Here is a 25973-nt window from a genome sequence, read left to right as displayed (position 1 = left end):
GCCTTCGGCGCGATCATGATGATGTCCAGATCGGCGCGCGGCACGACCTGGCCGTAGTGGATGTTGAAGCCGTGCGCAAACGCCACGGTGGCGCCTTGCTTGGCGAACGGCGCAACGTTTTCGGCGTACACCTGGCCGATGTTTTCATCCGGCAGCAGGATCATGATGACGTCGGCGTCCTTGACCGCGTCGTTGACTTCGGCCACCTTCAGGCCGGCCTTCTCGGCCTTGCTCCACGATGCGCCGCCCTTACGCAGGCCGACGGTCACCTTGCAGCCCGAATCCTTCAGGTTCAGCGCGTGCGCGTGGCCTTGCGAGCCGTAACCGATGATGGTCACGTTCTTGTTCTTGATCAGGGACAGGTCTGCGTCTTTGTCGTAAAAAACTTTCATGGTCTTCCTAAAGAGATACGTAAGCCGGGCTCCCCGCCCGGCCTTGGTGAAATGTGAAGTGGGTGTCTCAGGCGACGGCGTAGGCCGGCATCGCCTGGTCGCGCACATGCGGGATATCCAGCTGGCGCAGCTTGCGATACAGCGAGGCGCGGCACATTCCCAGTTGCCGCGAGGCGGCGGAAATGTTCCAGCGGCTGCCATTGAGCGCATCGATAACGCGCGTGCGCTCATCCAGGAGCGCTTCGCCTGATTGGCGCAGAGGAATCGCCGCCGTATCGGCTTGTGGCACGATGGGACGGACGTTGGCGGCGTGGCCGGTATGGCCCAGGTTCGCCGCTTGGAATTGCATCAATTCTTCGGGCAGGTCGCGCACGTCGATGCGACCGCCATCCATGACCGCGCAGCTGTAGCGGATCACCGCATGCATCTGGCGCAGGTTGCCCGGCCACGGGTAGGCCAGCATGCGCTGCAGCGCCGCCGGCGCGATCATGGTTTCATCGGCATCGTCCACGGCCAGCTCGGCGGCGATCATGTTCATGATCACGCGGCGGCGGTCGGCGCGCTCGCGCAGCGCGGGCAGGCGCAGCACGCCGCCGGCGATACGGTAATACAAATCTTCGCGGAAGCGCCCTTCGGCGATCAGCGTCTTCAGGTCCTGGTGGGTGGCGCAGATCAGTTGCACGTCCACCGGTACCGGGCGCATCGCGCCCAGCGGAATCACTTCGCGTTCCGACAGCACGCGCAACAGGCGCGTCTGCAGCGCGAACGGCATGTCGCCGATTTCATCGAGGAACAGGGTGCCGCCGTCGGCCTGCTGCACCTTGCCTTTCATGCCGCCCGGCAGCGCGCCGGAGAAGGCGCCCTTGCAATAGCCGAACAATTCGCTCTCGGCCAGGCTCTCGGGAATGGAAGCGCAGTTGACCGCCACCCAGGCGGCGCGACGGCGCTCGCTGTACTCATGCAGGGCGCGCGAGAGGTATTCCTTGCCGGTGCCGGTTTCGCCAAGAATAAGAATAGGAATGCCGCGGTCGATCAGGCGCTTGCCGCGCTCGACCAGGTCACGCATGACGTCGTCGCCTTCGGCCAGTTGGTCGATGGCGCGATATTGCGGCGTGTTGCGGGACATGTTGCGCGGGGCATTGCGGCTAGTTGAACCGGCTGTTCCGACGTCGCTTCCTGCCATGGGCAGCTCTACCGTTTGTGTCGGCATGATTGTCTCCTGTCTTGAACTGCTTTTTCTTCTTATGGCGGCAAGGCGCGCTTTTGGCGTGCCGGGCACCTTGAGGCGGTCGCAAGTTTGCCACCTCTGCGTCGAAGAATAACGAGACAATCTGATGACTTCCAATACAATGTACTGACAGAATCAATACCTTGAAGGTATCAAATGATCGAGTTGAGACATCTCATCTATTTCCGCACCGTAGCAGAAACTCTGCATTTCGGACGCGCGGCCGAGCTGTTGCATATCTCGCAACCCCCGCTCACACGGCAGATTGCAGCGCTCGAGAGGGAGTTGGGCGCGCAATTGTTCGACCGCAGCAAACGCGCCATCCAGCTGACCCCGGCCGGCAAATATTTTTATCGCGACACCACAGAAATTTTCAAGGCACTGGAACGGGCGAAACGCAACGTGTCGTCCTCCAGCACCGGCAAAAGCGGCGCGCTGAAGGTCGGATTCATGATGTCCTCGGCCTACAACATCCTGCCTTCGGTCACGCGCCATTACTCGGCCGCCTATCCCGAGGTCGACATGCGCCTGACCGAATACGTCCCCAACCTGCTGGCCACCGACATCGAGGATGAAAAGGTCGATGTCGGCATCATGTACCGTCCCGAGGACTGCAGCCGGCTGGACAGCCACACCATCTACGCCGAGCCGCTGCTGGCGGTGCTCCCGCGCGACCACCGCCTGGCAGGCAAATCCGCCATCTCGATTGCCGAACTGGCTGACGACCCGTTCATCAGCATCCCCCGCAGCATCGCCCCGGTGGTGTTCGACATCATCGTCAACCACTGCCAGTCCAACGGCTTTCGCCCGCGCATCGTGCTTGAAGCCAACCTGCAGCAAACCATCGTCAACCTGGTCGGCGAAGGCCTGGGCGTAGCCCTGGTGCCGACCTCGATGCAGGCGATGCACCTCGAAGCCACGGTCTTCAAACCGCTGACCAACCCGCCGCTGGTGGAAGTGGCGGTGATCTGGAACAAGGAAAACTCGAATCCCTGCATCCGCACTTTCGCCGACACGGCGGTCGAGGTGTGGAGGAAGTTGCGGCCGGTGGCGGTTTGAGCGGAGACGTCTGAAGATGAACGACACTGGATCCCGGCCTTCGCCGGGATGACGGATTGCGTGAGATAGCGAGCCGACACATCGATGCCGCAGGCGAGGAAGAAACAGCGCGATGCCGCAGGCGAGCCCCAATCCCGATGCCGCAGGCGAGCCCCAATCCCGATGCCGCAGGCGAGGCGGATGGTATTTCCCCTTGTGGGCCAGCCGGCGGAGCGTGGTGAAAAATGGATCAGCAAGGCAAGCGGAGCGCAGCGACTTTGCCTTGCCCATTTTTCAGCGCGCTCCGACGGGTACCCCGCAGGGGCTGGCACTTTAGGGGCCGCCTTCTTTTGCTTACTTTTCTTGGCGGAGCAAGAAAAGTGAGCGGCTGCCGGGCCGCCCCCGGCGCTCCGCTCCGACCGGAGAAAGAAAAACACAAAGCCGGCACATCTGCACGTCGCAAGAGCAGACTACCGAGCACACCTAGCACACCTAGCACACCTAGCACACCCAGCAAGCACCAGTGAAGCGCAACAAACGACACTGGGTCTCTGCTTTCGCAGGGACGACGGATTCAATTGATGCCGAGTCTGTCTTGCGACCAATGACGACGCTTGATGCTGCTTGGGTAATGAACGTCAGCGCCGAAGAAGCACAACGAACGACGCTGGATCCCGCCCTGCGCGGGACGACGACGGTGCTGACGAACAAAACTGCGGCCTCAGGCCACCTTCAACGACAAGCCCCCATCCACAATCAAATCCAAGCCCGTGATGTAACGCGCATTATCCGACGCCAGGAACAACGAAGCATGCGCCACATCCCAGGCATCCCCCATGAACCCCATCGGACACTGCGCATGCCGCTTGGCCCGCATCTCTTCGATATTGCCGCCATAGGACGCCTTGAGCGGCTCGCGGATCATCGGCGTATCCATCAGGCCCGGCAGTACGCAGTTGGCGCGGATGCCCAGCGGCGCGTACTGCATCGCCACGTTCTTTGTGAAGGCCAGGATCGCCGCCTTGGTCGCGGTATAGCCCAGATAAGGGAAACCGATCCAGCGCAGGGCCGCCAGCGAGGAGATGTTCACGATGGCGCCCTTCTTCTGTTGCTCCATGATCGGCAGCACGTACTTGTGCGTCAGGAACAGGCTGGTCTGGTTCACCGCCACCAGGCGGTTCCAGCTCTCCTCGCTGGTCTCGACCGGGCCGCCGGTCTCGGCAATGCCGACGTTGTTGTGCAGCACGTCGACCCGGCCGAAATGATCCATGGCCGCCTCGGCAATGGCCTTCACATCCGCCGTCTTGGAGACGTCGGCGGCGATCACCTCGCACACGCCGCCTTCACTGCGGATGATCGCCTGGGTCTCCTGGGCTGCCTCGATGCTGCGGTCGACCGCCAGGATCTTGCCGCCCTCGCGCGCGTACAGCGCCGCTGCCGCCTTGCCGTTGCCCCACCCTTCGCCAACCGACCCCGCGCCGGTGACGATGATGACTTTGCCTTCCATCAGTTTTTGCATTGCCTGTCTCCTGTGGATTATCGAATTCAGATTTCCAGCACGCCGCCGGCGACGAACCCGCCGTCGACCGGAATCACGTGGCCGGTGATGTAAGACGCGTCGTCCGAGGCGAGGAAGGTCACCGCGGAAGCGATCTCGTCGGTGCTGCCGTAGCGGCGCATCGGCACCAGGCGGTAATAGCTCTGGCGCGTTTCTTCCGAGTGGATGGCCTGGGTCATCGGGGTGTCGACCGGGCCCGGTGCCACGCTGTTGACGGTGATGCCGTGCTCGGCCAGCTCGATGGCCATCTGGCGTGTCAGGCCGATCACGGCCGACTTGGAGGTGCCGTAGGCGGTGCGGCCGGCGCCGGCGCGAATGCCCGAGATGGACGAGATGTTGACGATGCGGCCCCAGCGGTTTTTCACCATCAGGCGCGCCGCCGCCTGGCCTGCCACCAGCACGCCGGTGACGTTGATGTTCATGGTCTGCAGCCAGTTCTCGATCGGGAAGTCGAGGAAGGGGTAGGTCTTGGCGATGCCGGCGTTGTTGACCAGCACGTCGCAGCGGCCGTAGTCCTTCTCGACGGCGGCGAAGGCCTGGGTGATGGAGTCCGGGTTGCCCATGTCGACCTGCACCGGGGCGGCCTTGCGGCCGGCCGCGACCAGCGCGTCGGCGGTCTTGGCGGCCGCATCCAGGTTGATGTCGGCCACCAGTACGGTGTAGCCCTTGTCGGCCAGTTGGCGACTGATGCTGGCGCCGATACCCATGGCTCCGCCCGTCACGAACGCCACGCGGGCGCCGCTATCGCTTTGATTCATGTTGTCTCCGTGGATGATGGCGGCCCCGGGAGGGGGAAGGATGGGGCCGCCGTTTTTAAGTCGTTACCGTGTCAGCAATGCATGATTGGTCTGCCTCGGGTGACATTGGTGAAGAGGTCAGAGGAAGCCGATGGAAATCCAGGGCACGAAGGCCACCACCAGCAGCGCCACCACCAGTGCGGCCAGGTAGCCCCACACGCGGTTGAACACGCCGTCCGGCGACACCTTGCCGATCGCGCAGGCGGCATAGAAGCCCACGCCGAAGGGCGGCGCGAACAGGCCGATGCCCATGGCCAGGATCACCACCATGGCGTAGTGCACGTCATGCACGCCCAGCGAACGCGCCACCGGGAACAGCAGCGGGCCGAACAGCACGATCGCGGGGATACCTTCCAGCAAGCTGCCCAGCACGATGAAGATGACGATGGTGATCAGCAGGAAGCCCACGCCACCGCCCGGCACGCCTTGCATCAGCGCCACCAGCTTGGCCGAGAAGCCGGACTGGGTCAGCGCCCAGGCCATCGAGGTGGCCATGCCGATGATCAGTAGGATGGCGCCGGACAAGGCGGCCGACTCGATCAGGATCGGGTACAGGCGCTTGAAGTCCAGGTGCTTCATGAACAGGTGCATGATCAGGCCGACCACGATGGTATAGGCCACGCCGATGGTCGCCACTTCGGTGGCGGTGGCCACGCCTTCGATGACGGCCACGCGGATCAGCATCGGCAGCGCCAGCGCGGGGATGGCGGCGATCATGGTCTTCATGATCAGCGACATCGGGGCGCGCTTGACGTCCGGCATGGGTTCGCGGCGGGCGCGCATCCAGCAGACAATGGCGATGGCGATGGTGGCGATGGCCGCCGGCATCAGGCCGCCGATGAACAGCGCCGTGATCGATACGCTGCAGACCGCGCCGATGGTGATGAGCACCAGGCTGGGCGGAATGGTTTCGGTCATCGCGCCGGAGGACGACAGCAGCGCCACCAGCTCTTCAGGCTTGGAGCCGCGCTTTTTCATCTCCGGGAACAGCGCCGGGGCGATGGCCGCCATGTCGGCCGCCTTGGAGCCGGAGATGCCCGACACCAGGAACATCGCGCCCAGCAGCACGTATTGCAGGCCGCCGCGCACGTGGCCCAGCAGCGAGGCCATGAAGTCGATCAGCGTCTTGGCCAGGCCCGACATTTCCAGCAGCGAGCCCAGCAGCACGAATAGCGGCACCGACAGCAGGATCAGGCTGGACATGCCTTCGTCCATGCGGCTGACCACGATCATCAGCGGCGCGCTGGTGGCCAGCGCCAGGTAAGCCATGGTCGCAGTGCCGAAGGCGAAGGCGATGGGAATGCCGCCGGCCACGCACACGCCGATCAGCAGCACGAAGAAGACGATCAGGTTGTAGTTGCCCATGGCCAGCAGCGCCGGCTTGGCCAGCCACAGGCCGCCGCCGATCACCGCCACCACGGCCAGCGCCGAGAGCAGCAGGCGCATCGAGGTCATGGCAGCCATGCGCGAGACCGCCGCCAGCAGCATCAGGATCGCGCCCACCGGCAGGGCCGCGGCGCGCAATCCATCGGGGATTTCCAATGCGGGGGTGGTGATCGCCATCTGTTCCAGCGAATGGTCCACCGCGGGGTGGATCACCATCAGCACGAAGATGCAGACCACCAGGGCCGCGACCGTTTCCAGCCAGACGCGGCCCTTTTCGGAGCATTTGTTGATGATGGCGGTCAGCCGCATGTGCTCGCCGCGATCCAGCGCCAGCACGGCGCCCAGCATGGACAGCCAGATGAACAGGATCGACGCCAGTTCATCGGACCACACCAGCGGATCGTGCAGCGCGTAGCGATAAATGACGCCGGTCAACAGCACCACCGTCTCGGCCACGACCAGCGCGGCGGCGACGGCGCCGACCACATGCATCACCATGCGGTTCAACGCCACCAGCGCACGCGCGGCCGGGTTCATGTTTACCGGCGCGCGGTAAGTCATTGCAGCTTCCATCATCAACCTCCTGGACGACTATCTCAGGCTTAAGCCAGCTTGCCGGTGTACTTCTCCAGCAGGGCCCAGGGCTCGTCGCCGAACTTCTTCTTCCACTCTGCGTAGAAACCGGCGCTGCGCAGCTTGGCGCGGAACGAGCTGGCGTCGATGTCGTTGAAGGCCATGCCCTTGCCCTGCATCTCGCCGACCAGCGAGTCGTTGAGCTTGCGCACGTCGGCGCGCTGATTCATGCCGGCTTCGTTGATCGCCTTGGTCATGATGTCCTGCAGATCCTTGGGCAGCTTCTCGAAGGACTTCTTGTTGCCCAGGAACCAGAAACCGTCCCACATGTGGTTGGTGATGGAGCAATACTTCTGCACTTCGTACAGCTTGGCAGTGGAGATAATCGCCAGCGGGTTTTCCTGGCCTTCGACGATCTTGGTCTGCAGCGCGGAATAGACTTCGGCGAAGTTGATCGAGGTCGGCGCCGATTCCACCGCGCGGAACATCGAGGTCCACAGCGGGCTCGGCGGCACGCGCAGCTTCATGCCCTTGAGGTCGTCGGCGGTCTTGATCGGCTTGGTGCTGTTGGTGATCTGGCGGTAGCCGTTGTCCCAGATCTTTTCAAAGGCGAACAGGGTCGACTTGGCTTCGATCTGCTTGCGCACGTGGGCGCCCAGCTCGCCGTCCATGGCCGCCCAGACCTGGTCGTAGTCCTTGAAGGCGAAGCCGATGCCGGAGATCTGCGCGGCCGGCACCAGGGTGCCCAGGATCAGCGGCGACAGCGTGAAGAAATCAATCGCGCCGGCGCGCACCTGCGACAGCATGTCGGTGTCGGTGCCCAGCTGGTTGTTGGGGTAGAGCTGCAGCTCGATGCGGCCCTTGGAGTCGGCGGCGATCTTGGCGGCCATCTCCTTGGCGCGGGTGTTCATCGGATGCGACACCGGCAGGTTGTTGGCGTACTTGAAGGTGAACTCCGCGGCGTGCGCGGAAGTGCCATACAGGCCGGTAGCGGCGGCGGCCGAGGCCACCGATGCGGTCTTCAGAAAAGAGCGACGCGTGATCTTACCAGTGGGATGTCCCATCTGTTTATCTCCTGTTTGTAGTTATATGAAACTGCTGAACCCGGGGGCTTCCCGTTGTTTTCAACACTGCCTGACAACGACAGAGCAATTTGGATGCCAAGCCGCCAACCCTCCGTCGGCGCCGCGGGCGTCTCCTCCCTGTCATCGGCATTGCGCCTGTATTCTCTGCGATAAGGGCGGCCCTGTACAAGGGCGCGAGCGATTGCCGCAACACTTTATTTGATGGGAAATGATGCACAAGGCGATGCGACACCTGTCGCACAAGTGTCGCATCGCTGTCGCAGGAGACGACAGTTGTACAAGCCGCAAATGCAGCCGCTGCGCATGTTGCAGCGCAATGACTTACGTTAACGTAAAGTCGTGCTATCTTGAAGTGGTCAGCGTCGGCCACGCCTGCGCTGAAGAGCATCAAGACCTGCCGCAGCACCAGCAACACCATCAGTAAAACAATGACAACGCGAGATCCGGCGCGCCTTTGCGCCGGCCTCGCAGGAGACGGGCAAACAGCGGATCACACGCCCGACAAGGCGCCGCGCCGACATCTGCCGCACCGATGCAACGACGCCGACGCCTGGCCGGAAGAGCCGCGCGACGAGCCTGTACACGCCGTGAAAAAGCGCGCCGCAGGCGACGCCGACGAGTGGCACCGATTTTGCATATTGCCCGGTGTGAACCGGAGCGCATAACGCTTTTCCTCGCTTCACCCGCAAGAGATGCGTTCCATCGACTAGTCTTACAAGGACCTACAACATGACTGCTTCTGCATCCTCACCCTGCATTACCGGCTGGCATCATTCCCAATTCGGCAAGCTCGACGGCATCGATCCCGAAGTGCTGATCGGTCAGGTCGCCAAGGCCGCCATCGAACACGCCGGCCTGCAACCGGAAGACATCGATTCCATCCACGTGGGCACCTTCAACGCCGGTTTCCTGTACCAGGACTTCCCTTCCTCGCTGGTGGTCAACAGCCTGCCGCAGCTGCGCTTCAAGCCGGCCGTGCGCCTGGAGAACGCCTGCGCCACCGGCTCGGCGGCGATTCATTCCGGCCTGCAATCGATCAAGGCCGGCGAATCCAGGCACGTGCTGGTGATCGGCTTCGAGAAGATGACCGAGCTGGCCACGCCGCAGGTGGGCGAGGTGCTGCTGAAGGCCTGCTACGCCAAGGAAGAGGCCGGCATCCCCGGCGGCTTCGCCGGCGTATTCGGCAAGATCGCGCAGAGCTACTTCGACCGCTTCGGCGACCAGTCCGATGCGCTGGCGATGATCGCCGCCAAGAACCACAAGAACGGCATGTCCAACCCGTACGCGCACATGCGTCGCGACTTCGGCTTCGACTTCTGCCGCAACGTCTCCGACAAGAACCCGTATGTGGCCGGCCCGTTGAAGCGCACCGACTGCTCGCTGGTGTCCGACGGCGCCGCCGCCATGGTGATCAGCGCCGCCGATGCGGCCAAATCGATGCCGCGTGCGGTGCAGTTCCGCGCCGCGGTGCACGTCAACGACTACCTGCCGCTGTCGCGCCGCGACGCCACCCGCTTCGAAGCCGCCGAGCTGGCCTGGAAGCAGGCGCTGGGCGCGGCCAAGCTGGATCTGTACGACCTGTCGCTGGTGGAAACCCACGACTGCTTCACCGTGGCCGAGCTGCTGGAATATGAAGCCATGGGCCTGGCGCCGCACGGCCAGGGCGCGCGCGTGATCGCCGAAGGCATCACCGCCAAGGACGGCAAGCTGCCGGTCAATCCGTCCGGCGGACTGAAGTCCAAGGGCCACCCGGTGGGCGCCACCGGCGTGTCGATGCACGTGATGGCGGCGATGCAGGCCGCGCACGACGCCGGCGACATGCAGATCGCCAACGCCAAATACGCCGGCGTGTTCAACATGGGCGGCGCGGCGGTGGCCAACTACGTCAGCATCCTGGAACGCATCCACTGATCACCCTGCAGTTCCCGGCCGGCCGCGCGCATCCCGCGGCCGGCGGCAGTATCGCCACAACACCGCAGTACCGCTGCAGCAATCGCGGCAATAACGCGGAAAAACCGCAGCAACGCCAATTTCAATTAGAACGAGTGAGACGATGTTAAAGAAAGTCATGAACCTGGGCCGCCTGCTATCGGACGTGGCGCGCCGCTTTCCCGACGAACCCGGCCTGATCCTGAGCCGCGGCGCCGCCAACGGTGAGGACAGAATCATCACCTGGAAGCAGATCAACGACCGCGTCGACGCCCTCGCCCATGCGCTGGCCAAGCGCGGCGTAAAAAAAGGCGACAAGATGCTGGTCCATTCGCGCAACAACCAGCAGATCTTTGAAAGCGCCTGGGCGGCCTTCAAGCTGGGCATGGTCTGGGTTCCGACCAACTTCCGCATCACGCCGCCCGAGGCGGCTTACCTGGGCCAGTCCAGCGGCGCCTCGGTGATGGTGTACGACCGCGGCTTCGGCAACTATGTCGACGCGGTCAAGGCGGCCTCGCCGGCGCTGGAACATGTGATTGCGCTGGCCGAACCGCGCGCGGGCGAACTGGATTTCGAGACCCTGGTGGCCGACGCCGGCGGCCAGGCCTTCGATGAAGTCGAGGTCGACTACGAAGATCCGATGTGGTTCTTCTACACCTCCGGCACCACCGGCCATCCCAAGGCCGGCATGCTGTCGCACGGCCAGATGGCCTTCGTCGTCACCAACCACCTGGCCGACCTGATGCCGGGCCTGAACCATCAGTCGCGCTCGCTGGTGGTGGCCCCGCTGTCGCACGGCGCCGGTATCCACGCGGTGATCAACACCGCGCGCGGCGCGGCCAGCATCCTGCTGTCGTCGGAACGCCTGGTGGTGGAAGAAGCCTGGCAGCTGGTGGAAAAGTACAAGGTCGATAACATGTTCACCGTGCCCACCATCGTCAAGATCCTGGTGGAAGACGAATCGGTCGACCGCTACGACCACTCATCGCTCAGGCACGTGATCTATGCCGGCGCGCCGATGTACCGCGCCGACCAGATCTTCGCCCTGAAGAAGCTGGGCCGTGTGCTGGTGCAGTACTACGGTCTGGGCGAAGTGACCGGCAACATTACCTTCCTGCCGCCTTACATGCACTTCGATGACGACGCCCATCCGCAAGCGCGCGTGGGCACCTGCGGCATGCCGCGCACCGGCATGGAAATCGCGATCCTGGACGACAACGGCAAGAAGCTGGCGCCGTTCGAGACCGGCGAGATCTGCGTGCGCGGCCCGGCTGTGTTCATGGGGTATCACAATAATCCGGAGGCCAACAAGAAGGCTTTCAAGCACGACTGGTTCAACACCGGCGACCTGGGCCACGTGGACAAGGACGGCTTCCTCTACATCACCGGCCGCTCCTCCGACATGTATATCTCGGGGGGCTCCAACGTCTATCCGCGCGAGATCGAAGAAGCGCTGCTGACCCATGCAGCGGTGTCGGAGGTGGCGGTGCTGGGCGTGCCCGATCCCAAATGGGGCGAGAGCGGCCTGGCCGTGATCGTCTGCAAGCCCGGCCAGAATGCCGACGGCGAGGCGCTGCTGGCGCACCTGGAAGAGCGCATCGGCAAGTACAAGTGGCCGCGCCGCTTCGTGTTCTGGGAAACCATGCCCAAGTCAGGCTACGGCAAGATCGTCAAGAAACAGATCAAGGCCCTGCTTGAGGAGAAAGGAGACTATCGCCTATGAAACTCACGAGCAAACCCGCCGACGGCAATCCGGGCTTCGTCGAGGTGCGCAAGTTCCTTCATGCAGGCCAGCAAAGCTACCCGCGCACGCTGGACCTGGAGGCCGATCCGGCCGAGGAACTGCGCATCACGCTGCAGCCGGGCACCATGGTGGGCGAAGCCCTGCGCAAGGTATTGGCGCGTTACGGCCAGCGCGGCGGCGTCGGTCGCATGTGCGGCGGCACGGCGCGCCGCCTGCACTATCACCGCATCGAAAACACGCCTGACAAGAACCGTCCCTACGACTACGGCCCGCCGCACGTGCTGGAGGGTGCGATCACCTTCGTAACCGGCGCCATCACGGTGGGCCAGAATCCCGAAGGGAAGGTGCTGCTGCATTGCCATTCCGGTTTCATCGACGGCGATGGCGCCATCCACGGCGGCCATCTGCTGCTTGATACGGTGGAAGTGGGCGACGATCCGCTCATCATCCGCCTTTGCCTGTTCTCCCGAGGCGCCTTCGTCGTCAACAGCGATGAAGAGACGCACTTCAGTCTATTGCATCCGACACCCATGGAATCATGATGACGAACCTAGTCAACACCAACACCAACGACACAGACGACAACATCCAAGTAGAAGAAGGCACCCTGGGCAAGCTGGTCATGGCCCGCCTCAAACCCAACCAGGATCTGACCGAGAGCGTGGAAGCGCTGTGCCGCCAGCACGGCATGAAGACCGCCATCGTGCGCGGCGCCATCGGCAGCCTGATCGACGCCCACCTGCAATACACCAGCGCCGGCGGCCGGCGCGAGATGGAGATCAACGGCCCCGGCGTGGAGATCCTGAACGTGTTCGGCGAGATCGGCTTCTCCGACGGCAAGTCCAATCCCAATCCGCTGCAAGGCGTGGTGGCCGACACCGACGGCAAAATCTTCGCCGGCCGTTTCGTGCGCGGCGCCAACCTGTCCTTCATCACCATCGAGATCACGCTGCAGGAGTGGATCCCGGCGCAGGTGCGCGAGGCCGTTCCGGCCTGATCGCCCCTCCCCGCTCGGGAAACCGGCAAGGCAAAAAGAAAAGGAGCAGGCCGGTTGCCCGGCGTGCTCCTTTGTGCGCTTGCGACCTGCAGATCAGGCGTGCAGCTTCAGTTCCGCTTCCTTTTCGATGGCCTGCTCGGCGGTACGCGCTTCCTCTTCGGACAACAGGCCGCCTTCCCACTTGGCGACCACGGCCGAGGCGATCGAGTTGCCCACCGCGTTGGTGGCCGAACGGCCCATGTCGAGGAAGGTGTCGATGCCCAGGATCACCAGCAGGCCCGCTTCCGGGATATTGAACTGGTGCAGCGTGGCGGCGATCACCACCAGCGAGGCGCGCGGCACGCCGGCGATGCCCTTGGAGGTCAGCATCAGCACCAGCATCATCGTGATCTGCGTGGACAGCGGCATGTGGATGCCGTAGGCCTGGGCGATGAACAGCGTGGCGAAGGTGCAGTAGATCATCGATCCGTCGAGGTTGAACGAGTAACCCATCGGCATCACGAAGCTGGAGATCTTGCGCTTGACGCCGAAGCGGTCCAGCGCGTCCAGCAGCTTGGGATAGGCGGCCTCCGAGCTGGCGGTGGCGAAGGCCAGCAGGAAGGCTTCCTTGATCAGGGCCAGCAGGTGGAAGATGCGCTTCTTCAGGAACACGAAGCCGGCGCCGATCAGCACCACCCACAGCAGCACCAGCGACAGGTAGAAGTCACGCATGAAGACCGCGAAACTGACCAGGATGTCCAGGCCGTTGACGGCCACGGTGGCGGCCATCGCCGCGAACACCGCAACCGGCGCGAACTTCATCACGTAGCCGGTGATTTTCAGCATGGCGTGCGACAGGTCGTCCACCACGGCCAGCAGGTTTTTGCCGCGCTCGCCCAGCGCTGCCAGGGCGATGCCGAAGAACATGGAGAACACCACGATCTGCAGGATCTCGTTTTGCGCCATGGCTTCGGCCACCGACTTGGGCACCAGGTGGTTGAAGAATTCCTTGACCGTGAACTTGCCGGTGGCCAGGCCGGCGCCGGCCGCGTCAGGCGGCGGCAAGGCCACGCCGGCGCCCGGCTGCAGCAGGTTGGCCATCAGCATGCCCAGCGCCAGCGAGATCAGCGACGCGGCGAAGAACCAGCCCAGCGATTTGCCGAAGATGCGGCCCACCGACTTGGCGTCGCCCATGTGGGCGATGCCCACCACCAGCGTGGAGAACACCAGCGGCGCGATCACCATCTTGATCAGGCGCAGGAAGATGTCCGACGCGATCGAGATATAGCCGGCCAGTTCCTTGGCCTCGGCCTTGCCGTAGTGCGTGAAGATCAGGTAGCCGACCAGGATGCCGAGCAGCATGGCGACGAAGATAAAGACGGCTGGCGGTATGCGTTTTTTCATGTGTTCTCCTGCTCCGGACATCGGCCTGCGCGGCCCTGCCCGGTTGGCGAGCGTGATGAGGGGAATGTGTTTCTTATCGTTGCCGCATGGGTGCAACCTGAACTGCAATTAGACAGGAGCGCGCCGGTTTGTTCGGCGGCGACAGGGTTTCCGGTGGGAAATTGCGAGGGACTTTTTCCTGCGGATCGATAAAAAAGGACGAAGCTTATTGATTTAGGGGCCTGCACGTCAAGCCGAATGCCCCAAAACCGGAGCAAATTGAGCGAAACCGACCCAAAGCGGAAGGAAAGTAGACATTCTTGCCACAAAAAAGCCCCGCATCGCGGGGCTTCTTGTCAAACGGCAACAGCGGTGAGAACCAGGGCCGGCGTCAGGCGCGCCCTTGCAGCGCAGCGTCCAGCAGCTCGATCCAGTGCCGCACCGGGGTGTCGGTGCCCGACTGCAGGTGCGTCACGCAGCCGATGTTGCCGGTGACGATCATGTCCGGATCGGTGGCGGCCAGGTTCTTGAGCTTGTTGTCGCGCAGCTGGTAGGACAGCTCCGGCTGCAGCACCGAGTAGGTACCGGCCGAGCCGCAGCACAGGTGGCTGTCGGCGCACAGCTGCACGTCGACGCCGGCCGCGCGCAGGATGGACTCGACCTTGCCACGGATCTTCTGGCCGTGCTGCAGCGTGCAAGGCGGATGGTAGGCCACCCGTTTGCCGTTGAAACCGGCCAGCTTTTCCTGCAGTTGGGCCTCGAACTCGGGCAGGATTTCGCTGATGTCCAGGGTCATGCGCGAGATACGGCGCGCCTTCTCGGCATAGGCATGGTCGTGCTGCAGCAGGTGGCCGTACTCCTTGACGGTGGCGCCGCAACCGGAGGCGTTCATCACGATGGCCTCGGCCTTGATGCCGTCGCGGCCCTCGATGTAGGGCCACCAGGCGTCGATGTTGCGACGCATGTCGTCCAGCCCGCCGTCCTGGTCATTCATGTGATAGCGGATGGCGCCGCAGCAGCCGGTCTTGGGCGGCACGAACAACTGCACGCCCAGGGTATCGAGCACGCGTGCGGTGGCGCTGTTGATGTTGGGCGACATCGAGGGCTGCACGCAGCCGTCCAGCAGCAGCATCTGGCGCGTGTGCGTGGCGCTGGGCCACACACCGGCGTCCTGCGGCAGCGGTACCTTGTTTTGCAACGCCTTGGGCAGCAGCGGGCGCACCATCTGGCCGGCTTTCATGGCCGGACGGAACAGCCACTTGCGCGGCAGCAGTTCCTTCAGCGCGGTGCGCGCCACGCGCTGGCCCAGCGGACGCGGCACCTGCTGCTCCACCACCTTGCGGCCGATGTCGACCAGGCGACCGTATTGCACACCCGAGGGGCAGGTCGATTCGCAGTTGCGGCAGGTCAGGCAGCGATCCAGGTGCGACTGCGTGGCGGCGGTGGCCGGCTTGCCTTCGAGCACCTGCTTGATCAGGTAGATGCGTCCGCGCGGGCCGTCCAACTCGTCGCCCAGCAATTGATAGGTCGGGCAGGTGGCGGTGCAAAAGCCGCAGTGCACGCAGTTGCGCAGGATGGCGTCGGCCTCCTGGCCGTCGTGGGTGTCGCGGATGAAATCGGCTAAGTTGGTTTGCATAACTGTTGGCTTTCGGCTTACAGACCCGCGTACATGCGGCCGGGATTGAAGATGCCGGCCGGATCGAATTGTTGCTTGAGGTTGCGGTGGATCTTCTCGACCGCAGGCTGCAGCGGATGGAATACGCCGATCGCCTTATCGCCGCCGCGATGCAGGCTGGCGCTGCCGCCCACGGCCAGCGCCGCGGCGCGGATGCTCACGGCGTCCAGGCTGCCGTCCGGGCGCAGCCAGCGCTGCGCGCCGCCCCACTCGATGAGCTGGCGACCGGGCAAGTCCAGCGGCGGCGCCACCGACGGCACCGACAGTCGCCACAGCGGCTGCTCGGGCGCATCGAAGAAGGCATGCTGCTGCTCGCGCAGATCGCGCCAGAAATCGTCACCGTTGGACAGCTCGCTGCCGCCCAGCTTCTTGACGGCCGAGTCCACCGCCGCCTGCGCGCCGGCCAGGCGGATGGTCAGCACCTTGTTGTTCCAGGCGCTGGCGGTCAGCGGCAAGGGCTGGCCGCCGCACTGGTTGAGCAGGCGCAGCGCGCCTTCCTGGTTGATCTCGAACACGCGGGTGCTGGCGGCGAACGGCTTGGGCAACACCTTCAGCGACACCTGCAGGATCAGCCCCAGCGTGCCCAGCGAACCGGCCAGCAGACGCGAGACGTCATAGCCGGCGACGTTCTTCATGACCTGGCCGCCAAAATGCAGCTCTTCGCCCTGCGCGTCCATCAGCACCGCGCCCAGCACGAAGTCGCGCACCGCCCCGGCTGAGGCGCGCGCAGGTCCCGACAGGCCGGCCGCGACCATGCCGCCGACGGTGGCGGCGCCGTCAAAGCGCGGCGGCTCCCAGGCCAGCATCTGGTTGTTCTTCTCCAGTGCGGCGTCGATCTCGGCCAGCGTGGTGCCGCAGCGCGCGGTGATCACCAGCTCGGTCGGCTCGTAGTCGACGATGCCGCTGTAGCCGCGCGTGTCGAGCAGCTCGCCCTGCGGCGCCTGGCCGTACCAGTCCTTGGTGCCGCCGCCGCGGATCTGCAGCGGCCGGCCGGCCTTGATGCGCGCGCGAAAACCCTCCAGCAGCGCATTCAGCTCGTGTTGCATATCGTGTTGCTCGCTCATCTCAGAATCTCGGCAAATCGGGGTAACGCAGCTGGCCGCGCTGCACGTGCATCTTGCCGTACTCGGCGCAGCGGTGCAGGGTCGGGATGGCCTTGTCGGGGTTGAGCAGGAAGGCGGTGTCGAAGGCGCGCTTCAACTTGAAGAAGGCCTCGCGTTCGGCCGGCGCGAACTGCACGCACATCGAATTGATCTTCTCGATGCCCACGCCGTGCTCGCCGGTGATGGTGCCGCCCACTTCCACGCACAGCTCGAGGATCTCGGCGCCGAACAGTTCGGCGCGGTGGAATTCGTCGGCGATGTTGGCGTCGAACATGATCAGCGGATGCAAGTTGCCGTCGCCGGCGTGGAACACGTTGGCGCAACGCAGGCCGTATTTCTTTTCCATCTCGGCGATGCCCAGCAGCACCTGCGCCAGTTTCTTGCGCGGGATGGTGCCGTCCATGCAGTAGTAGTCGGGCGAGATGCGGCCGGCGGCCGGGAAGGCGTTCTTGCGCCCGGACCAGAAGCGCAGGCGCTCGGCCTCGGACTGCGAACAGGCAATCGCCGTGGCGCCGCTGGCGTTGAGGACCTCGGTCATGCGGCCGATTTCTTCCTCCACCTCTTCGGCCGTGCCGTCGGATTCGCACAGCAGGATGGCTTCGGCGTCGATGTCGTAACCCGCCTTCACGAACGGCTCGACCATGCGCGAGCTGGTCTTGTCCATCATCTCCAGGCCGGCCGGGATGATGCCGGCGGCGATCACGTTGGCCACCGCGTTGCCGCCCTTCACCACATCGTCGAAGGAGGCCATGATCACGCGCGCCAACTGCGGCTTGGGCACGAGCTTGACCGTCACCTCGGTGACCACGCCCAACATGCCTTCGGAACCGATGAATACCGCCAGCAGATCCAGACCGGGCGCATCGAGTGCGCCGCTGCCCAGCTCCACCACGTCGCCCTCGATGGTCACCATGCGCACGCGCAGCACGTTGTGCACGGTCAGGCCGTACTTCAGGCAGTGCACGCCGCCGGAATTCTCGGCGACGTTGCCGCCGATGGTGCAGGCGATCTGCGAGGACGGATCCGGCGCGTAGTACAGGCCGTGGGGCGCCGCGGCCTCCGAGATGGCGAGGTTGCGCACGCCGGGCTGGACCACGGCGGTGCGCGAATACTTGTCCATCTTCAGGATCTTGTTGAACTTGGCAGTCGACAGCACCACGCCGTCGGCGATCGGCATGGCCCCGCCGGACAAGCCGGTGCCGGCGCCGCGCGGCACGATCTGTACCTTCAACGCATGACAAGCCTTCATGACGGCGACCACCTGCTGCTCGTTCTCCGGCAGCACCACCACCATCGGCAGTTGCCGATAGGCGGCCAGGCCGTCGCATTCGTAAGGGCGGGTATCTTCCTCGTCGAACAGCACGCAATGGCCGGGCACAGCCCGGCGCAGGGCGTCGACGACTTCACGCTGGCGAGCCGGCGCGAAGGATTGGTTGGCGGGAGCATTCATGCTGGACCTCGGCGTTGGGCTATGCGGGCGAATAGGAAAGCGGCCCGGAGGCTGAAAACGAGCGGATTGCATCCGCTTTCTTTCGTACTTGTCTCGCTTGTTCTGGGCCCGTTCTGACGGGCTTTTTTCAAGCTTCCAGTGTAACTAATTTTCGCGGGTGCAAAGCCGGGATGTTGTGCGGCAGCGCACTGAAAAGAATTTTTGGCGGGAATGAATTATTTTCAGCGGGGAAAGATGGTCTGACCTTTCCATGCGCTGGAGGCGACGACACTGCCACGAGGCTGGGTTTCTGCTTTCGCAGGAACGACGGACAGCCGAGGCCGATGTCCCTCGTGCGCCCAAGCTCCCACTACGCGTCGTCCCTGCGAAGGCAGGGAACCAGTGGCGTTTAGCGCAGGTGGAAATATGACGAAAGTCGCCATCGCCCGCCCATGCATATATGCGGGAAAGCCGCCCGCTGGGCGGCGAAACGACGCTGGGTTCCTGCTTTCGCAGGAACGACGGGTTACATCAGATAGCGAGCCGCCACATCGAAGCCGCAGGTGAACAGCAAGCAAACGAGGCCAAAGGCGAGAAAGAGACGGCGCGATGACGAAGGCGAAGAAGAAACAACGCGATGCCGCAGGCGAGAAAGAGACGGCGCAATGCCGAAGGCGAGGATGAGCAGAGGCGATGCCACAGGCGAGCCGGACGGGTTTCCCCTTGTGGGCCAGCCGGCGGAGCGTGATGAAAAATGGATCAGCAAGGCAACCGGAGCGCAACGACTTTGCCTTGCCCATTTTTCAGCGCGCTTCGACGGGAACCCCGAAGGGGCTGGCACTTAGGGGCCGCCTTTCTTTGCTTACTTTCTTTGGCGGAGCAAAGAAAGTGAGCGGCTGCCGGGCCGCACCCGGCACTCCGCTCCGACCGGAGAGAGCAAGCATCAAAGCCAAAGCACCAAGAAGCAGCAAGACCAGACTACCCTGCCCTGCCCAGCCCAACTCAGCCCAATCCAACCACCAAAAAACAGCTCAAATATTCCTGAACGCGTTCTGAATCCAGCTGATGAACGTATCCACCTCCGGCCGCTCACGCACCGAGCGCTCATACACCACGTAATAAGCATGCGGCGGCGTACGCAAGCGCACATCAAACAGCTCGACGATCTCGCCGCGAGCCAGCAGCTCCTCGGCGAAATGCTGGCGCGTCAGGCCCACGCCGTAGCCGTGGCGCACCGCTTCCAGCAGCAGGCCGAGGTCGTCCACGCGCAAGCCGGCGGAGGGCTCGGTCCAGTCCTTCAGGCCGGCCGCCTCGAACCAAGGCTGCCACGGCTCCAGCGCCGAGCGCAGCAGGTTGGCGTGCTGCAGGTCGGTCGGGCTCTTCATCGGCGGCAGCGTCTTCAGGTAAGACGGGCTGGCCACGGCGAAGGCCGGTTCCTCGAACAGCTTCTCGGTCACGATGTTGGGATAGTTGCCGGCGCCGAAGCGGATCTCGACGTCGCTCTCCGACAGCGACAGGTCGTACAGCGGCACCGACAGATAAAGCTCCACCACGATCTCGGGATGGCGCTGGGTGAAGTCGGCGATGCGCGGCATCAGCAGGTGGCGCGCAAAGGTCGGCGGCAGCATCACCTTGATCTTGGGCTGTACCGCGGCGTTGCGGTGCGGCATCGGGAAGTCGGTCAGCGTGCGCAGCGCCGAGCGCACCACGTCGAGATAACGGCGACCGAATTCGGACAAGCCGATGGAGCGGCCGTCGCGATAGAACAGGCGCTCGCCGACGAACTCCTCCAGCAGGCGGATGCGGTGCGACAGGGCCGATGGCGTGATGCAGAGTTCTTCGGCCGCGATGGCGAAGGAGTTGTGACGGGCCGCCGCTTCGAAGGCGGACAGGGCGTGGACGGGTGGAAGGCGGGTGGCCATGTGATGTTTCCTGCTGCTCTTGCCCGGGGCGGTGCCGCCCGGGGTGACGAAGATGAATCTGACGAAAATTCGCACTCATGCCGGCGGCACTGCCGCCGACGCCTGGCATGCCTGGCCGATCAATGTTCCCAGCGCAGGATCTTGCCGGGGTTCATGATGTTCTTCGGATCCAGCGCGTGCTTGATGGCGCGCATCACCGCAATCGCGCCGTCGCCGTGCTCCTGCACCAGGAAATCCATCTTGTGCAGGCCCACCCCGTGCTCGCCGGTGCAGGTGCCGTCCATGGAAAGGGCGCGCGCCACCATGCGTTCGTTGACGCCTTCGGCGCGCGCGACGTCGGCCGGATCGTTGGGGTCGACCATCATCTGCACGTGGAAATTGCCGTCGCCGACGTGACCGATGATGGCGTGGATCAGGCCCTGCTCTTCGCAGTCGGCCTTGGTCGCCAGCACGCATTCGGCCAGGCGCGAGATCGGCACGCAGCAGTCGGTGGAAATGGCGCGGCCGCCCGGGCGCAGCTGCAGCAGCGCGAAGTAGGCGTTGTGGCGCGCGGTCCACAGGCGCGAACGGTCTTCCGGGCGGGTGGCCCATTCGAAGCCGGTGGCGTTGTTGTCGTTGGCGATGTCCTGCACCACCTCGGCCTGTTCCTTCACCCCGTTCTCGCTGCCGTGGAATTCGAACAGCAACAGCGGATTGACCGGCAGGGTCAGCTTGTCGTGGGCATTGATGGCGCGCACGCCGTTTTCATCGAGCAGCTCCACGCGCGCCAGCGGCACGCCGACCTGGATGGTCTGGATCACGGTGTTGACCGCATCGGCCACGCTGGGGAAGGAGCAGATCGCGGCCGAGATCGCCTCCGGCTGCGGGTACAGGCGCACCGTGACTTCGGTGATGATGCCCAAGGTGCCTTCGCTGCCGACGTAGACGCGTGTCAGGTCGTAGCCGGCCGAGGATTTCTTGGCGCGGGTGCCGGTCTTGATGATGTTGCCGTCGGCGGTGACCACGGTCAGGGTCAGCGTGTTTTCCTTCATCGTGCCATAGCGCACGGCGTTGGTGCCGGAGGCGCGGGTCGAGGCCATGCCGCCCAGCGAGGCGTCGGCGCCCGGGTCGATCGGGAAGAACAGGCCGGTGTCCTTGATCTCCTGATTCAGCTGCTTGCGCGTCACGCCGGCCTGCACGGTGGCGGTCAGGTCTTCGGGGTTGACCGCCAGCACATGGTTCATCTGCGACAGGTCGATGGTAATGCCGCCTTGCAGCGCCAGCACATGGCCTTCCAGCGAGGTGCCTGCGCCGTAGGGGATGATCGGGGTTTCAAAGCGGCTGCACAGTTTGACGAAGGCGGCGACTTCCTCGGTTGTGTGCGCGAACACCACGGCGTCGGGCAACATCGGGTCATACGAGGATTCATCGCGGCCGTGATGCTCACGCATGGCCATGGAGGTCGACAGGCGGTTGCCGAACAGGGCCTTGAGCTCGTCCAGCAGCGCCTGCGGGACAGGCTTCTTCAGTTTCTGTGCATCAACAATGTGGTTCATGTGTCTCTCTCGGGGATCTCGCTTGTTCTGTCTGGCGCAGATTCAAACGCAATATCGGCTGGCAAATGGTGGTCCGGAAGAGCATCCCCGCTCCTCCAGTGGACTGACCACTGATTCAACTGATGAATTTTACTCTCTTGCGGCGAATCGATCCGGCAAATCTCCGATGCCTTTTCGGACTGCCCGCCAGATCAAGTGAATCTTTTACGCATTTTTGCTTGCTGCAATGGCAAGCCTGCCATCTTGCGCCCGTCACGCGCGCGGCTTAAGCTGCGCCACTTCACCAAGGAGAACACATGGGCAACCGCCTTTCCAAGATCGCCACCCGCACCGGCGACGACGGCAGCACCGGCCTGGGCGACGGCAGCCGCGTCGGCAAGGACAGCCTGCGCATCCAGGCGCTGGGCGATGTCGACGAACTCAACTCCCAGCTCGGTCTGTTGCTGTGCGAGGCCCTGCCGACGGCGCTGCGCGAAGAGCTGGTCTCGATCCAGCACGACCTGTTCGACCTGGGTGGCGAGCTCTGCATTCCCGGCTATACCGTGCTGGCCGATGCCCACCTCGCCCGGCTGGATGCGCTGCTGGAAAAGTACAACGCCACGCTGGCGCCGCTGAAGGAATTCATCCTGCCCGGCGGCTCGCGCACGGCGGCGCTGGCGCACGTGTGCCGCACCGTCTGCCGGCGCGCCGAGCGCAGCGTGGTGATGCTGGAAAAGGCGGAGGCCGGCGGCGTCAACGCACCCGCGCGGCAATATCTGAATCGCCTGTCCGATCTGTGTTTTGTGCTGGCGCGTGTGTTGAACCGCGAGGCCGGCGGCCAGGACGTGCTGTGGGAAAAGGGACGCGAGCGTTAGGCCACAGAACAAGCGCCGCACAATAAAAAACGCCCCGCGATCGGTGATCTGCAGGGCGTTTTGTTGATGCCGGCTCAGGCGACATCAAGCGTTGTTGACCACCAGTCGCGGCTCGTCCTTGCCGAAGCGCTGCACGATGGACTCGGTGATGCCGGCGGCGTCCAGGCCGCATTGCGCCAGCAGCTGGCCGGCGTCGCCGTGGTCGATGAAGCGGTCGGGCAGGCCCAGGTGCAGCACCGGCTTGGCGATGCCGGCCGCGGCCAGCGCCTCCGACACGGCGGCGCCGGCGCCGCCCATGATGCAGCCCTCTTCCACCGTCACCAGCGCATCGTGGGTGGCGGCCAGTTGCTTGACCAGCTCCACATCCAGCGGCTTGATGAAGCGCATATTGGCGACCGTGGCGTTGAGCTTTTCGCCCGCGCCCAGCGCCGGCGCGACCATGGTGCCGAAGGCCAGGATCGCGACGCTGCGGCCCTGGCGGCGGATCTCACCCTTACCCCAAGGCAGCACGTCCAGCGCCTTCTCGACGACGGCGCCGACACCGGCGCCGCGCGGATAGCGCACCGCGGCCGGGCCCTGATATTGATAGGCGGTGGACAGCATCTTGCGGCACTCGTCCTCGTCTGAGGCAGCCAGCACGGCCATGTTCGGGATACAGCGCAGGAAGGCCAGATCGTAGTTGCCGGCATGCGTGGCGCCATCGGCGCCCACCAGACCGGCGCGATCCAGCGCGAAAGTCACGTCCAGGTTCTGCAGCGCCACGTCGTGGATCAGTTGATCGTAGGCGCGCTGCAGGAAGGTCGAATAGATCGCCACCACCGGCTTCATGCCTTCGCAGGCGACGCCGGCGGCAAAAGTCACCGCATGCTGCTCGGCGATGCCGACGTCGTAGTAGCGCTCGGGGAATTTCTTCTCGAAGCCGACCATGCCCGAGCCTTCGCGCATGGCCGGGGTGATGCCGACCAGCTTGCCGTCGGCGGCGGCCATGTCGCACAGCCAGTCGCCGAACACCTGGGTATAGGTCACCTTGCCGCCCGAGCTGGGCTTGATGCCTTCGCTGGGATTGAACTTGCCGGGGCCGTGGTACAGCACCGGGTCGGCCTCGGCCAGCTTGTAACCCTGGCCCTTCTTGGTGACCACGTGCAGGAACTGCGGGCCCTTGAGGTTCTTCAGGTTCTGCAGCGTGGGGATCAGCGAGTCGAGGTCGTGGCCGTCGATGGGGCCGATGTAGTTGAAGCCGAACTCCTCGAACATCGTGGCCGGCACCACCATGCCCTTGGCGTGCTCTTCCAGCCGCTTGGCCAGCTCCAGCACCGGGCCGGGCAGCACCGACTTGCCGACGTCGCGCGCCTTGGCGTAGAACTTGCCCGACATCAGGCGCGCCAGGTAGCGGTTCAGCGCGCCCACCGGCGGCGAGATCGACATGTCGTTGTCGTTGAGGATCACCAGCAGGTTGACGTCTTCATGCACGCCGGCGTTGTTGAGCGCCTCGAAGGCCATGCCGGCGGTCATCGCGCCGTCGCCGATCACGGCGATGGCGTGACGGTCCGAGCCCTGGGTCTTGGCGGCCAGGGCCATGCCCAGCGCGGCCGAGATCGAGGTCGACGAATGCGCGGTGCCGAAGGTGTCGTACTCGCTCTCGACGCGGCGCGGGAAGCCGGAAATGCCGTCCTGCTGGCGCAGCGTGCCCATGCGGTCGCGACGGCCGGTCAGGATCTTGTGCGGATAGGTCTGGTGCCCCACGTCCCAGACGATGCGGTCGTCGGGCGTGTTGAACACGTAGTGCAGCGCAATGGTCAGCTCGACCGTGCCCAGGTTGGACGAAAGGTGGCCGCCGGTCTTGGAGACCGAGTCCAGCACGAAACCGCGCAGTTCTTCGGCCAGCGGCTTGAGTTGGTGGCGAGGCAGGCGGCGCAGGTCGGCCGGGTCATTTATCGTATTGAGCAGCATGCTGTTGTTACCGTTTGATTGGGTCTGAAGGCCTGGTGTCGCGGCGCGCTTTGAGCAGCGATGGATGCGGCAAAACCAGGGTTGGCTTCATGCCTTTCTTTGCACGATCAGGTCGGCAAGCTCGCGCAGGCGGCGCGCCTTGTCGCCGAACGGCGCCAGGGCCTGGTGCGCATTGCCGCGCAGCTTCTCAGCCAGCGCCTGCGATTCGCCCAGACCCAGTATCGACACATAGGTCGGTTTGTTGTCGGCCGCGTCCTTGCCGGCCGTCTTGCCCAGCGTGGCCGAGTCGGCGGTGGCGTCGAGGATGTCGTCGACCACCTGGAAGGCCAGGCCGATGGCGTGCGCATAGTCGTCCAGCGCGGCGCGCTCCTGCGCCGTCAGCGCCTTGCCGCCCAGCGCGCCCAGCATCACCGCGGCGCGCAGCAGCGCACCGGTCTTCAGGCGATGCATCTGTTCCAGTTCGGCCAGCGACAGCGTCATGCCGACGCTGGCCAGGTCGATCGCCTGGCCGCCGCACATGCCCACCGAGCCGGCGGCTTGCGCCAGCAGGTTCAGCATGCTCAGCTGGCGCGCAGGCAGGTCGGCCGCCGCATCGTCCAGCTCCGCATCGACCGGCGCCGACAGCGTGGCGAAGGCCTGCGCCTGCAGCGCGTCACCCACCAGCAGCGCGGTGGCTTCGTCGTACTTCACATGCACGGTGGGCTTGCCGCGGCGCAGGGCGTCGTCGTCCATGCAAGGCATGTCGTCATGCACCAGCGAATACACGTGGATCATTTCCAGCGCAGCGGCGGCGCGATCAAGCAGCGCCGCCGGCGCGTCGAACACTTCGCCGGCGGCGTACACCAACAGCGGACGCACTCGCTTGCCGCCGTCCAGCGCGGTATAGCGCATCGCCTCGTGCAGGCGCGCGGGCGCCACCGCGGCGGGCGCCAGGAAACGGTCCAGCACGGCTTCCATGCCGGCCTGCACCTGCGCCATCCAATCCGCGAACGACAGCGCGGAAGAAACCTGTGCCGGGATCTGCGCGTTCATCAGTCGTCCTCACCGGCGTTGTCGGCGGTGAAGGGCTTGAGCATCTCACCTTCGAGCACCTTGACCTGGCTGTCGACCTTGTCCAGTTGGGCAGCGCAGAATTTCACCAGTTCCGAGCCGCGCTTGTAGGCGGCGACGGAGGCTTCCAGCGGCAGTTCGCCGGCTTCCATCTGCGCCACGAGCTGTTCCAGCTCCTGCATGGCTTGCTCGAAGGAGGCGGGCTGCGCGGCGCCAGACGCGGCGGCGGCTGAAGTCGAAGTTCTAGGCATAACGACCCATTAAAAAATCTAACCCGCTATTTTAGAACAAACCTTCGTTTCCAAAATCAATTCGGGACGGGATTTGCCGGACGCGAGCTGGCGTGACACGTAAATTCGGCAGAAA

The 25973-nt window shown here is 64.4% G+C and carries 21 protein-coding genes; 6 read left to right on the top strand and 15 right to left on the bottom strand.

Features of this window, described 5'->3' with window-relative positions; all coding sequences use genetic code 11:
* Positions 1–392: NAD(P)-dependent oxidoreductase (locus J8I26_RS20545; RefSeq protein WP_209608971.1), on the bottom strand; the 392-nt coding region annotated here is incomplete at its 3' end.
* 67 nt (positions 393–459) lie between these two features.
* Complete coding sequence (locus tag J8I26_RS20540; protein WP_209608970.1) at positions 460–1602, bottom strand: sigma 54-interacting transcriptional regulator; 1143 nt, start codon at positions 1600–1602, stop codon at positions 460–462.
* Between the two features lie 174 nt (positions 1603–1776).
* Here J8I26_RS20540 and J8I26_RS20535 point away from each other — a divergent pair, with 174 nt between their 5' ends.
* Entirely contained in the window at positions 1777–2679 is a 903-nt protein-coding gene (locus tag J8I26_RS20535; protein ID WP_209608969.1) for a LysR family transcriptional regulator, read from the top strand.
* Positions 2680–3379: 700 nt separating this feature from the next.
* On the opposite strand, the gene J8I26_RS20530 is transcribed toward J8I26_RS20535, so the two are convergent.
* The 4 genes from J8I26_RS20530 to J8I26_RS20515 all read right to left on the bottom strand — a co-directional run bounded on the left by J8I26_RS20530 (position 3380) and on the right by J8I26_RS20515 (position 8036).
* On the bottom strand, positions 3380–4177 hold the full coding sequence (locus J8I26_RS20530; RefSeq protein ID WP_209608968.1) for an SDR family NAD(P)-dependent oxidoreductase: 798 nt from the start codon (positions 4175–4177) through the stop codon (positions 3380–3382).
* Between the two features lie 26 nt (positions 4178–4203).
* Positions 4204–4974 carry a 3-oxoacyl-ACP reductase family protein gene (locus tag J8I26_RS20525; protein WP_209608967.1) on the bottom strand — a complete coding sequence of 257 codons (771 nt, stop codon included), beginning with the start codon at positions 4972–4974 and terminating at the stop codon, positions 4204–4206.
* Between the two features lie 117 nt (positions 4975–5091).
* Positions 5092–6975, bottom strand: coding sequence for a TRAP transporter large permease subunit (locus tag J8I26_RS20520; protein WP_209608966.1), 1884 nt, complete (start codon positions 6973–6975; stop codon positions 5092–5094).
* 26 nt (positions 6976–7001) lie between these two features.
* Entirely contained in the window at positions 7002–8036 is a 1035-nt protein-coding gene (locus tag J8I26_RS20515) for a TRAP transporter substrate-binding protein (RefSeq protein WP_209608965.1), read from the bottom strand.
* 750 nt (positions 8037–8786) lie between these two features.
* On the opposite strand from J8I26_RS20515, the gene J8I26_RS20510 reads away from it, so the two are divergent.
* From J8I26_RS20510 to J8I26_RS20495, 4 genes are all read left to right on the top strand, one after another.
* Positions 8787–9968 carry an acetyl-CoA acetyltransferase gene (locus tag J8I26_RS20510; RefSeq protein ID WP_209608964.1) on the top strand — a complete coding sequence of 394 codons (1182 nt, stop codon included), beginning with the start codon at positions 8787–8789 and terminating at the stop codon, positions 9966–9968.
* Positions 9969–10092: 124 nt separating this feature from the next.
* Entirely contained in the window at positions 10093–11709 is a 1617-nt protein-coding gene (locus J8I26_RS20505) for an acyl-CoA synthetase (RefSeq protein WP_348635349.1), read from the top strand.
* Positions 11706–12272 carry a DUF296 domain-containing protein gene (locus J8I26_RS20500; protein ID WP_209608962.1) on the top strand — a complete coding sequence of 189 codons (567 nt, stop codon included), beginning with the start codon at positions 11706–11708 and terminating at the stop codon, positions 12270–12272. The genes J8I26_RS20505 and J8I26_RS20500 overlap by 4 nt, the downstream gene beginning before the upstream one ends.
* Before the next feature lie 80 nt (positions 12273–12352).
* Positions 12353–12727 carry a PPC domain-containing DNA-binding protein gene (locus J8I26_RS20495; RefSeq protein ID WP_209608975.1) on the top strand — a complete coding sequence of 125 codons (375 nt, stop codon included), beginning with the start codon at positions 12353–12355 and terminating at the stop codon, positions 12725–12727.
* Positions 12728–12820: 93 nt separating this feature from the next.
* On the opposite strand, the gene J8I26_RS20490 is transcribed toward J8I26_RS20495, so the two are convergent.
* From J8I26_RS20490 to J8I26_RS20465, 6 genes are all read right to left on the bottom strand, one after another.
* Positions 12821–14110, bottom strand: a complete 1290-nt coding sequence (locus J8I26_RS20490) for a dicarboxylate/amino acid:cation symporter (protein ID WP_209608961.1) — start codon at positions 14108–14110, stop codon at positions 12821–12823.
* A 370-nt stretch (positions 14111–14480) separates the two neighbouring features.
* Complete coding sequence (glcF, locus tag J8I26_RS20485; protein WP_209608960.1) at positions 14481–15725, bottom strand: glycolate oxidase subunit GlcF; 1245 nt, start codon at positions 15723–15725, stop codon at positions 14481–14483.
* 17 nt (positions 15726–15742) lie between these two features.
* A complete protein-coding gene (gene glcE / locus J8I26_RS20480) occupies positions 15743–16828 on the bottom strand; it encodes a glycolate oxidase subunit GlcE (protein ID WP_209608959.1) in 1086 nt (361 codons plus the stop codon).
* Between the two features lies 1 nt (position 16829).
* Positions 16830–18317: an FAD-linked oxidase C-terminal domain-containing protein gene (locus J8I26_RS20475; RefSeq protein ID WP_209608958.1), complete on the bottom strand. Its 1488-nt coding sequence runs from the start codon at positions 18315–18317 to the stop codon at positions 16830–16832.
* A gap of 1010 nt (positions 18318–19327) precedes the next feature.
* Positions 19328–20218 carry a LysR substrate-binding domain-containing protein gene (locus J8I26_RS20470; protein WP_209608957.1) on the bottom strand — a complete coding sequence of 297 codons (891 nt, stop codon included), beginning with the start codon at positions 20216–20218 and terminating at the stop codon, positions 19328–19330.
* A gap of 119 nt (positions 20219–20337) precedes the next feature.
* Complete coding sequence (locus tag J8I26_RS20465) at positions 20338–21753, bottom strand: FAD-linked oxidase C-terminal domain-containing protein (RefSeq protein ID WP_209608956.1); 1416 nt, start codon at positions 21751–21753, stop codon at positions 20338–20340.
* 296 nt (positions 21754–22049) lie between these two features.
* On the opposite strand from J8I26_RS20465, the gene J8I26_RS20460 reads away from it, so the two are divergent.
* Positions 22050–22607 (top strand): cob(I)yrinic acid a,c-diamide adenosyltransferase, encoded by a 558-nt coding sequence (locus J8I26_RS20460; RefSeq protein WP_209608955.1) that lies wholly within the window; start codon positions 22050–22052, stop codon positions 22605–22607.
* Between the two features lie 84 nt (positions 22608–22691).
* Here the strand turns inward: J8I26_RS20460 and dxs are convergent, their stop codons facing one another.
* From dxs to J8I26_RS20445, 3 genes are all read right to left on the bottom strand, one after another.
* Complete coding sequence (gene dxs, locus J8I26_RS20455) at positions 22692–24557, bottom strand: 1-deoxy-D-xylulose-5-phosphate synthase (RefSeq protein ID WP_209608954.1); 1866 nt, start codon at positions 24555–24557, stop codon at positions 22692–22694.
* A gap of 87 nt (positions 24558–24644) precedes the next feature.
* The gene (locus J8I26_RS20450; protein ID WP_209608953.1) at positions 24645–25589 is read right to left on the bottom strand and encodes a polyprenyl synthetase family protein; all 945 of its coding nucleotides are present in this window, start codon (positions 25587–25589) and stop codon (positions 24645–24647) included.
* Positions 25589–25858: an exodeoxyribonuclease VII small subunit gene (locus J8I26_RS20445; protein ID WP_209608952.1), complete on the bottom strand. Its 270-nt coding sequence runs from the start codon at positions 25856–25858 to the stop codon at positions 25589–25591. Before J8I26_RS20445 ends, J8I26_RS20450 begins: the two co-directional genes overlap by 1 nt.
* Positions 25859–25973 lie beyond the last annotated feature (115 nt).

Origin of the sequence: Herbaspirillum sp. LeCh32-8 (genome assembly GCF_017814915.1) — a bacterium.
In the GTDB taxonomy this organism is placed as follows: Bacteria; Pseudomonadota; Gammaproteobacteria; order Burkholderiales; family Burkholderiaceae_D; genus Herbaspirillum.
The sequence above is the reverse complement of the archived record's forward strand: the minus strand, read 5'-3'. Positions and strand labels throughout refer to the sequence as shown.

Bases quoted from the DNA above. Each gene is read 5' to 3' on its own strand.
- J8I26_RS20540 (WP_209608970.1), bottom strand. From the start codon at position 1,602: ATGCCGACACAAACGGTAGAGCTGCCCATGGCAGGAAGCGACGTCGGA.
- J8I26_RS20535 (WP_209608969.1), top strand. From the start codon at position 1,777: ATGATCGAGTTGAGACATCTCATCTATTTCCGCACCGTAGCAGAAACT.
- J8I26_RS20530 (WP_209608968.1), bottom strand. From the start codon at position 4,177: ATGCAAAAACTGATGGAAGGCAAAGTCATCATCGTCACCGGCGCGGGG.
- J8I26_RS20525 (WP_209608967.1), bottom strand. From the start codon at position 4,974: ATGAATCAAAGCGATAGCGGCGCCCGCGTGGCGTTCGTGACGGGCGGA.
- J8I26_RS20520 (WP_209608966.1), bottom strand. From the start codon at position 6,975: ATGATGGAAGCTGCAATGACTTACCGCGCGCCGGTAAACATGAACCCG.
- J8I26_RS20515 (WP_209608965.1), bottom strand. From the start codon at position 8,036: ATGGGACATCCCACTGGTAAGATCACGCGTCGCTCTTTTCTGAAGACC.
- J8I26_RS20510 (WP_209608964.1), top strand. From the start codon at position 8,787: ATGACTGCTTCTGCATCCTCACCCTGCATTACCGGCTGGCATCATTCC.
- J8I26_RS20500 (WP_209608962.1), top strand. From the start codon at position 11,706: ATGAAACTCACGAGCAAACCCGCCGACGGCAATCCGGGCTTCGTCGAG.
- J8I26_RS20495 (WP_209608975.1), top strand. From the start codon at position 12,353: ATGGCCCGCCTCAAACCCAACCAGGATCTGACCGAGAGCGTGGAAGCG.
- J8I26_RS20490 (WP_209608961.1), bottom strand. From the start codon at position 14,110: ATGAAAAAACGCATACCGCCAGCCGTCTTTATCTTCGTCGCCATGCTG.
- glcF (WP_209608960.1), bottom strand. From the start codon at position 15,725: ATGCAAACCAACTTAGCCGATTTCATCCGCGACACCCACGACGGCCAG.
- glcE (WP_209608959.1), bottom strand. From the start codon at position 16,828: ATGAGCGAGCAACACGATATGCAACACGAGCTGAATGCGCTGCTGGAG.
- J8I26_RS20475 (WP_209608958.1), bottom strand. From the start codon at position 18,317: ATGAATGCTCCCGCCAACCAATCCTTCGCGCCGGCTCGCCAGCGTGAA.
- J8I26_RS20470 (WP_209608957.1), bottom strand. From the start codon at position 20,218: ATGGCCACCCGCCTTCCACCCGTCCACGCCCTGTCCGCCTTCGAAGCG.
- J8I26_RS20465 (WP_209608956.1), bottom strand. From the start codon at position 21,753: ATGAACCACATTGTTGATGCACAGAAACTGAAGAAGCCTGTCCCGCAG.
- J8I26_RS20460 (WP_209608955.1), top strand. From the start codon at position 22,050: ATGGGCAACCGCCTTTCCAAGATCGCCACCCGCACCGGCGACGACGGC.
- dxs (WP_209608954.1), bottom strand. From the start codon at position 24,557: ATGCTGCTCAATACGATAAATGACCCGGCCGACCTGCGCCGCCTGCCT.
- J8I26_RS20450 (WP_209608953.1), bottom strand. From the start codon at position 25,589: ATGAACGCGCAGATCCCGGCACAGGTTTCTTCCGCGCTGTCGTTCGCG.
- J8I26_RS20445 (WP_209608952.1), bottom strand. From the start codon at position 25,858: ATGCCTAGAACTTCGACTTCAGCCGCCGCCGCGTCTGGCGCCGCGCAG.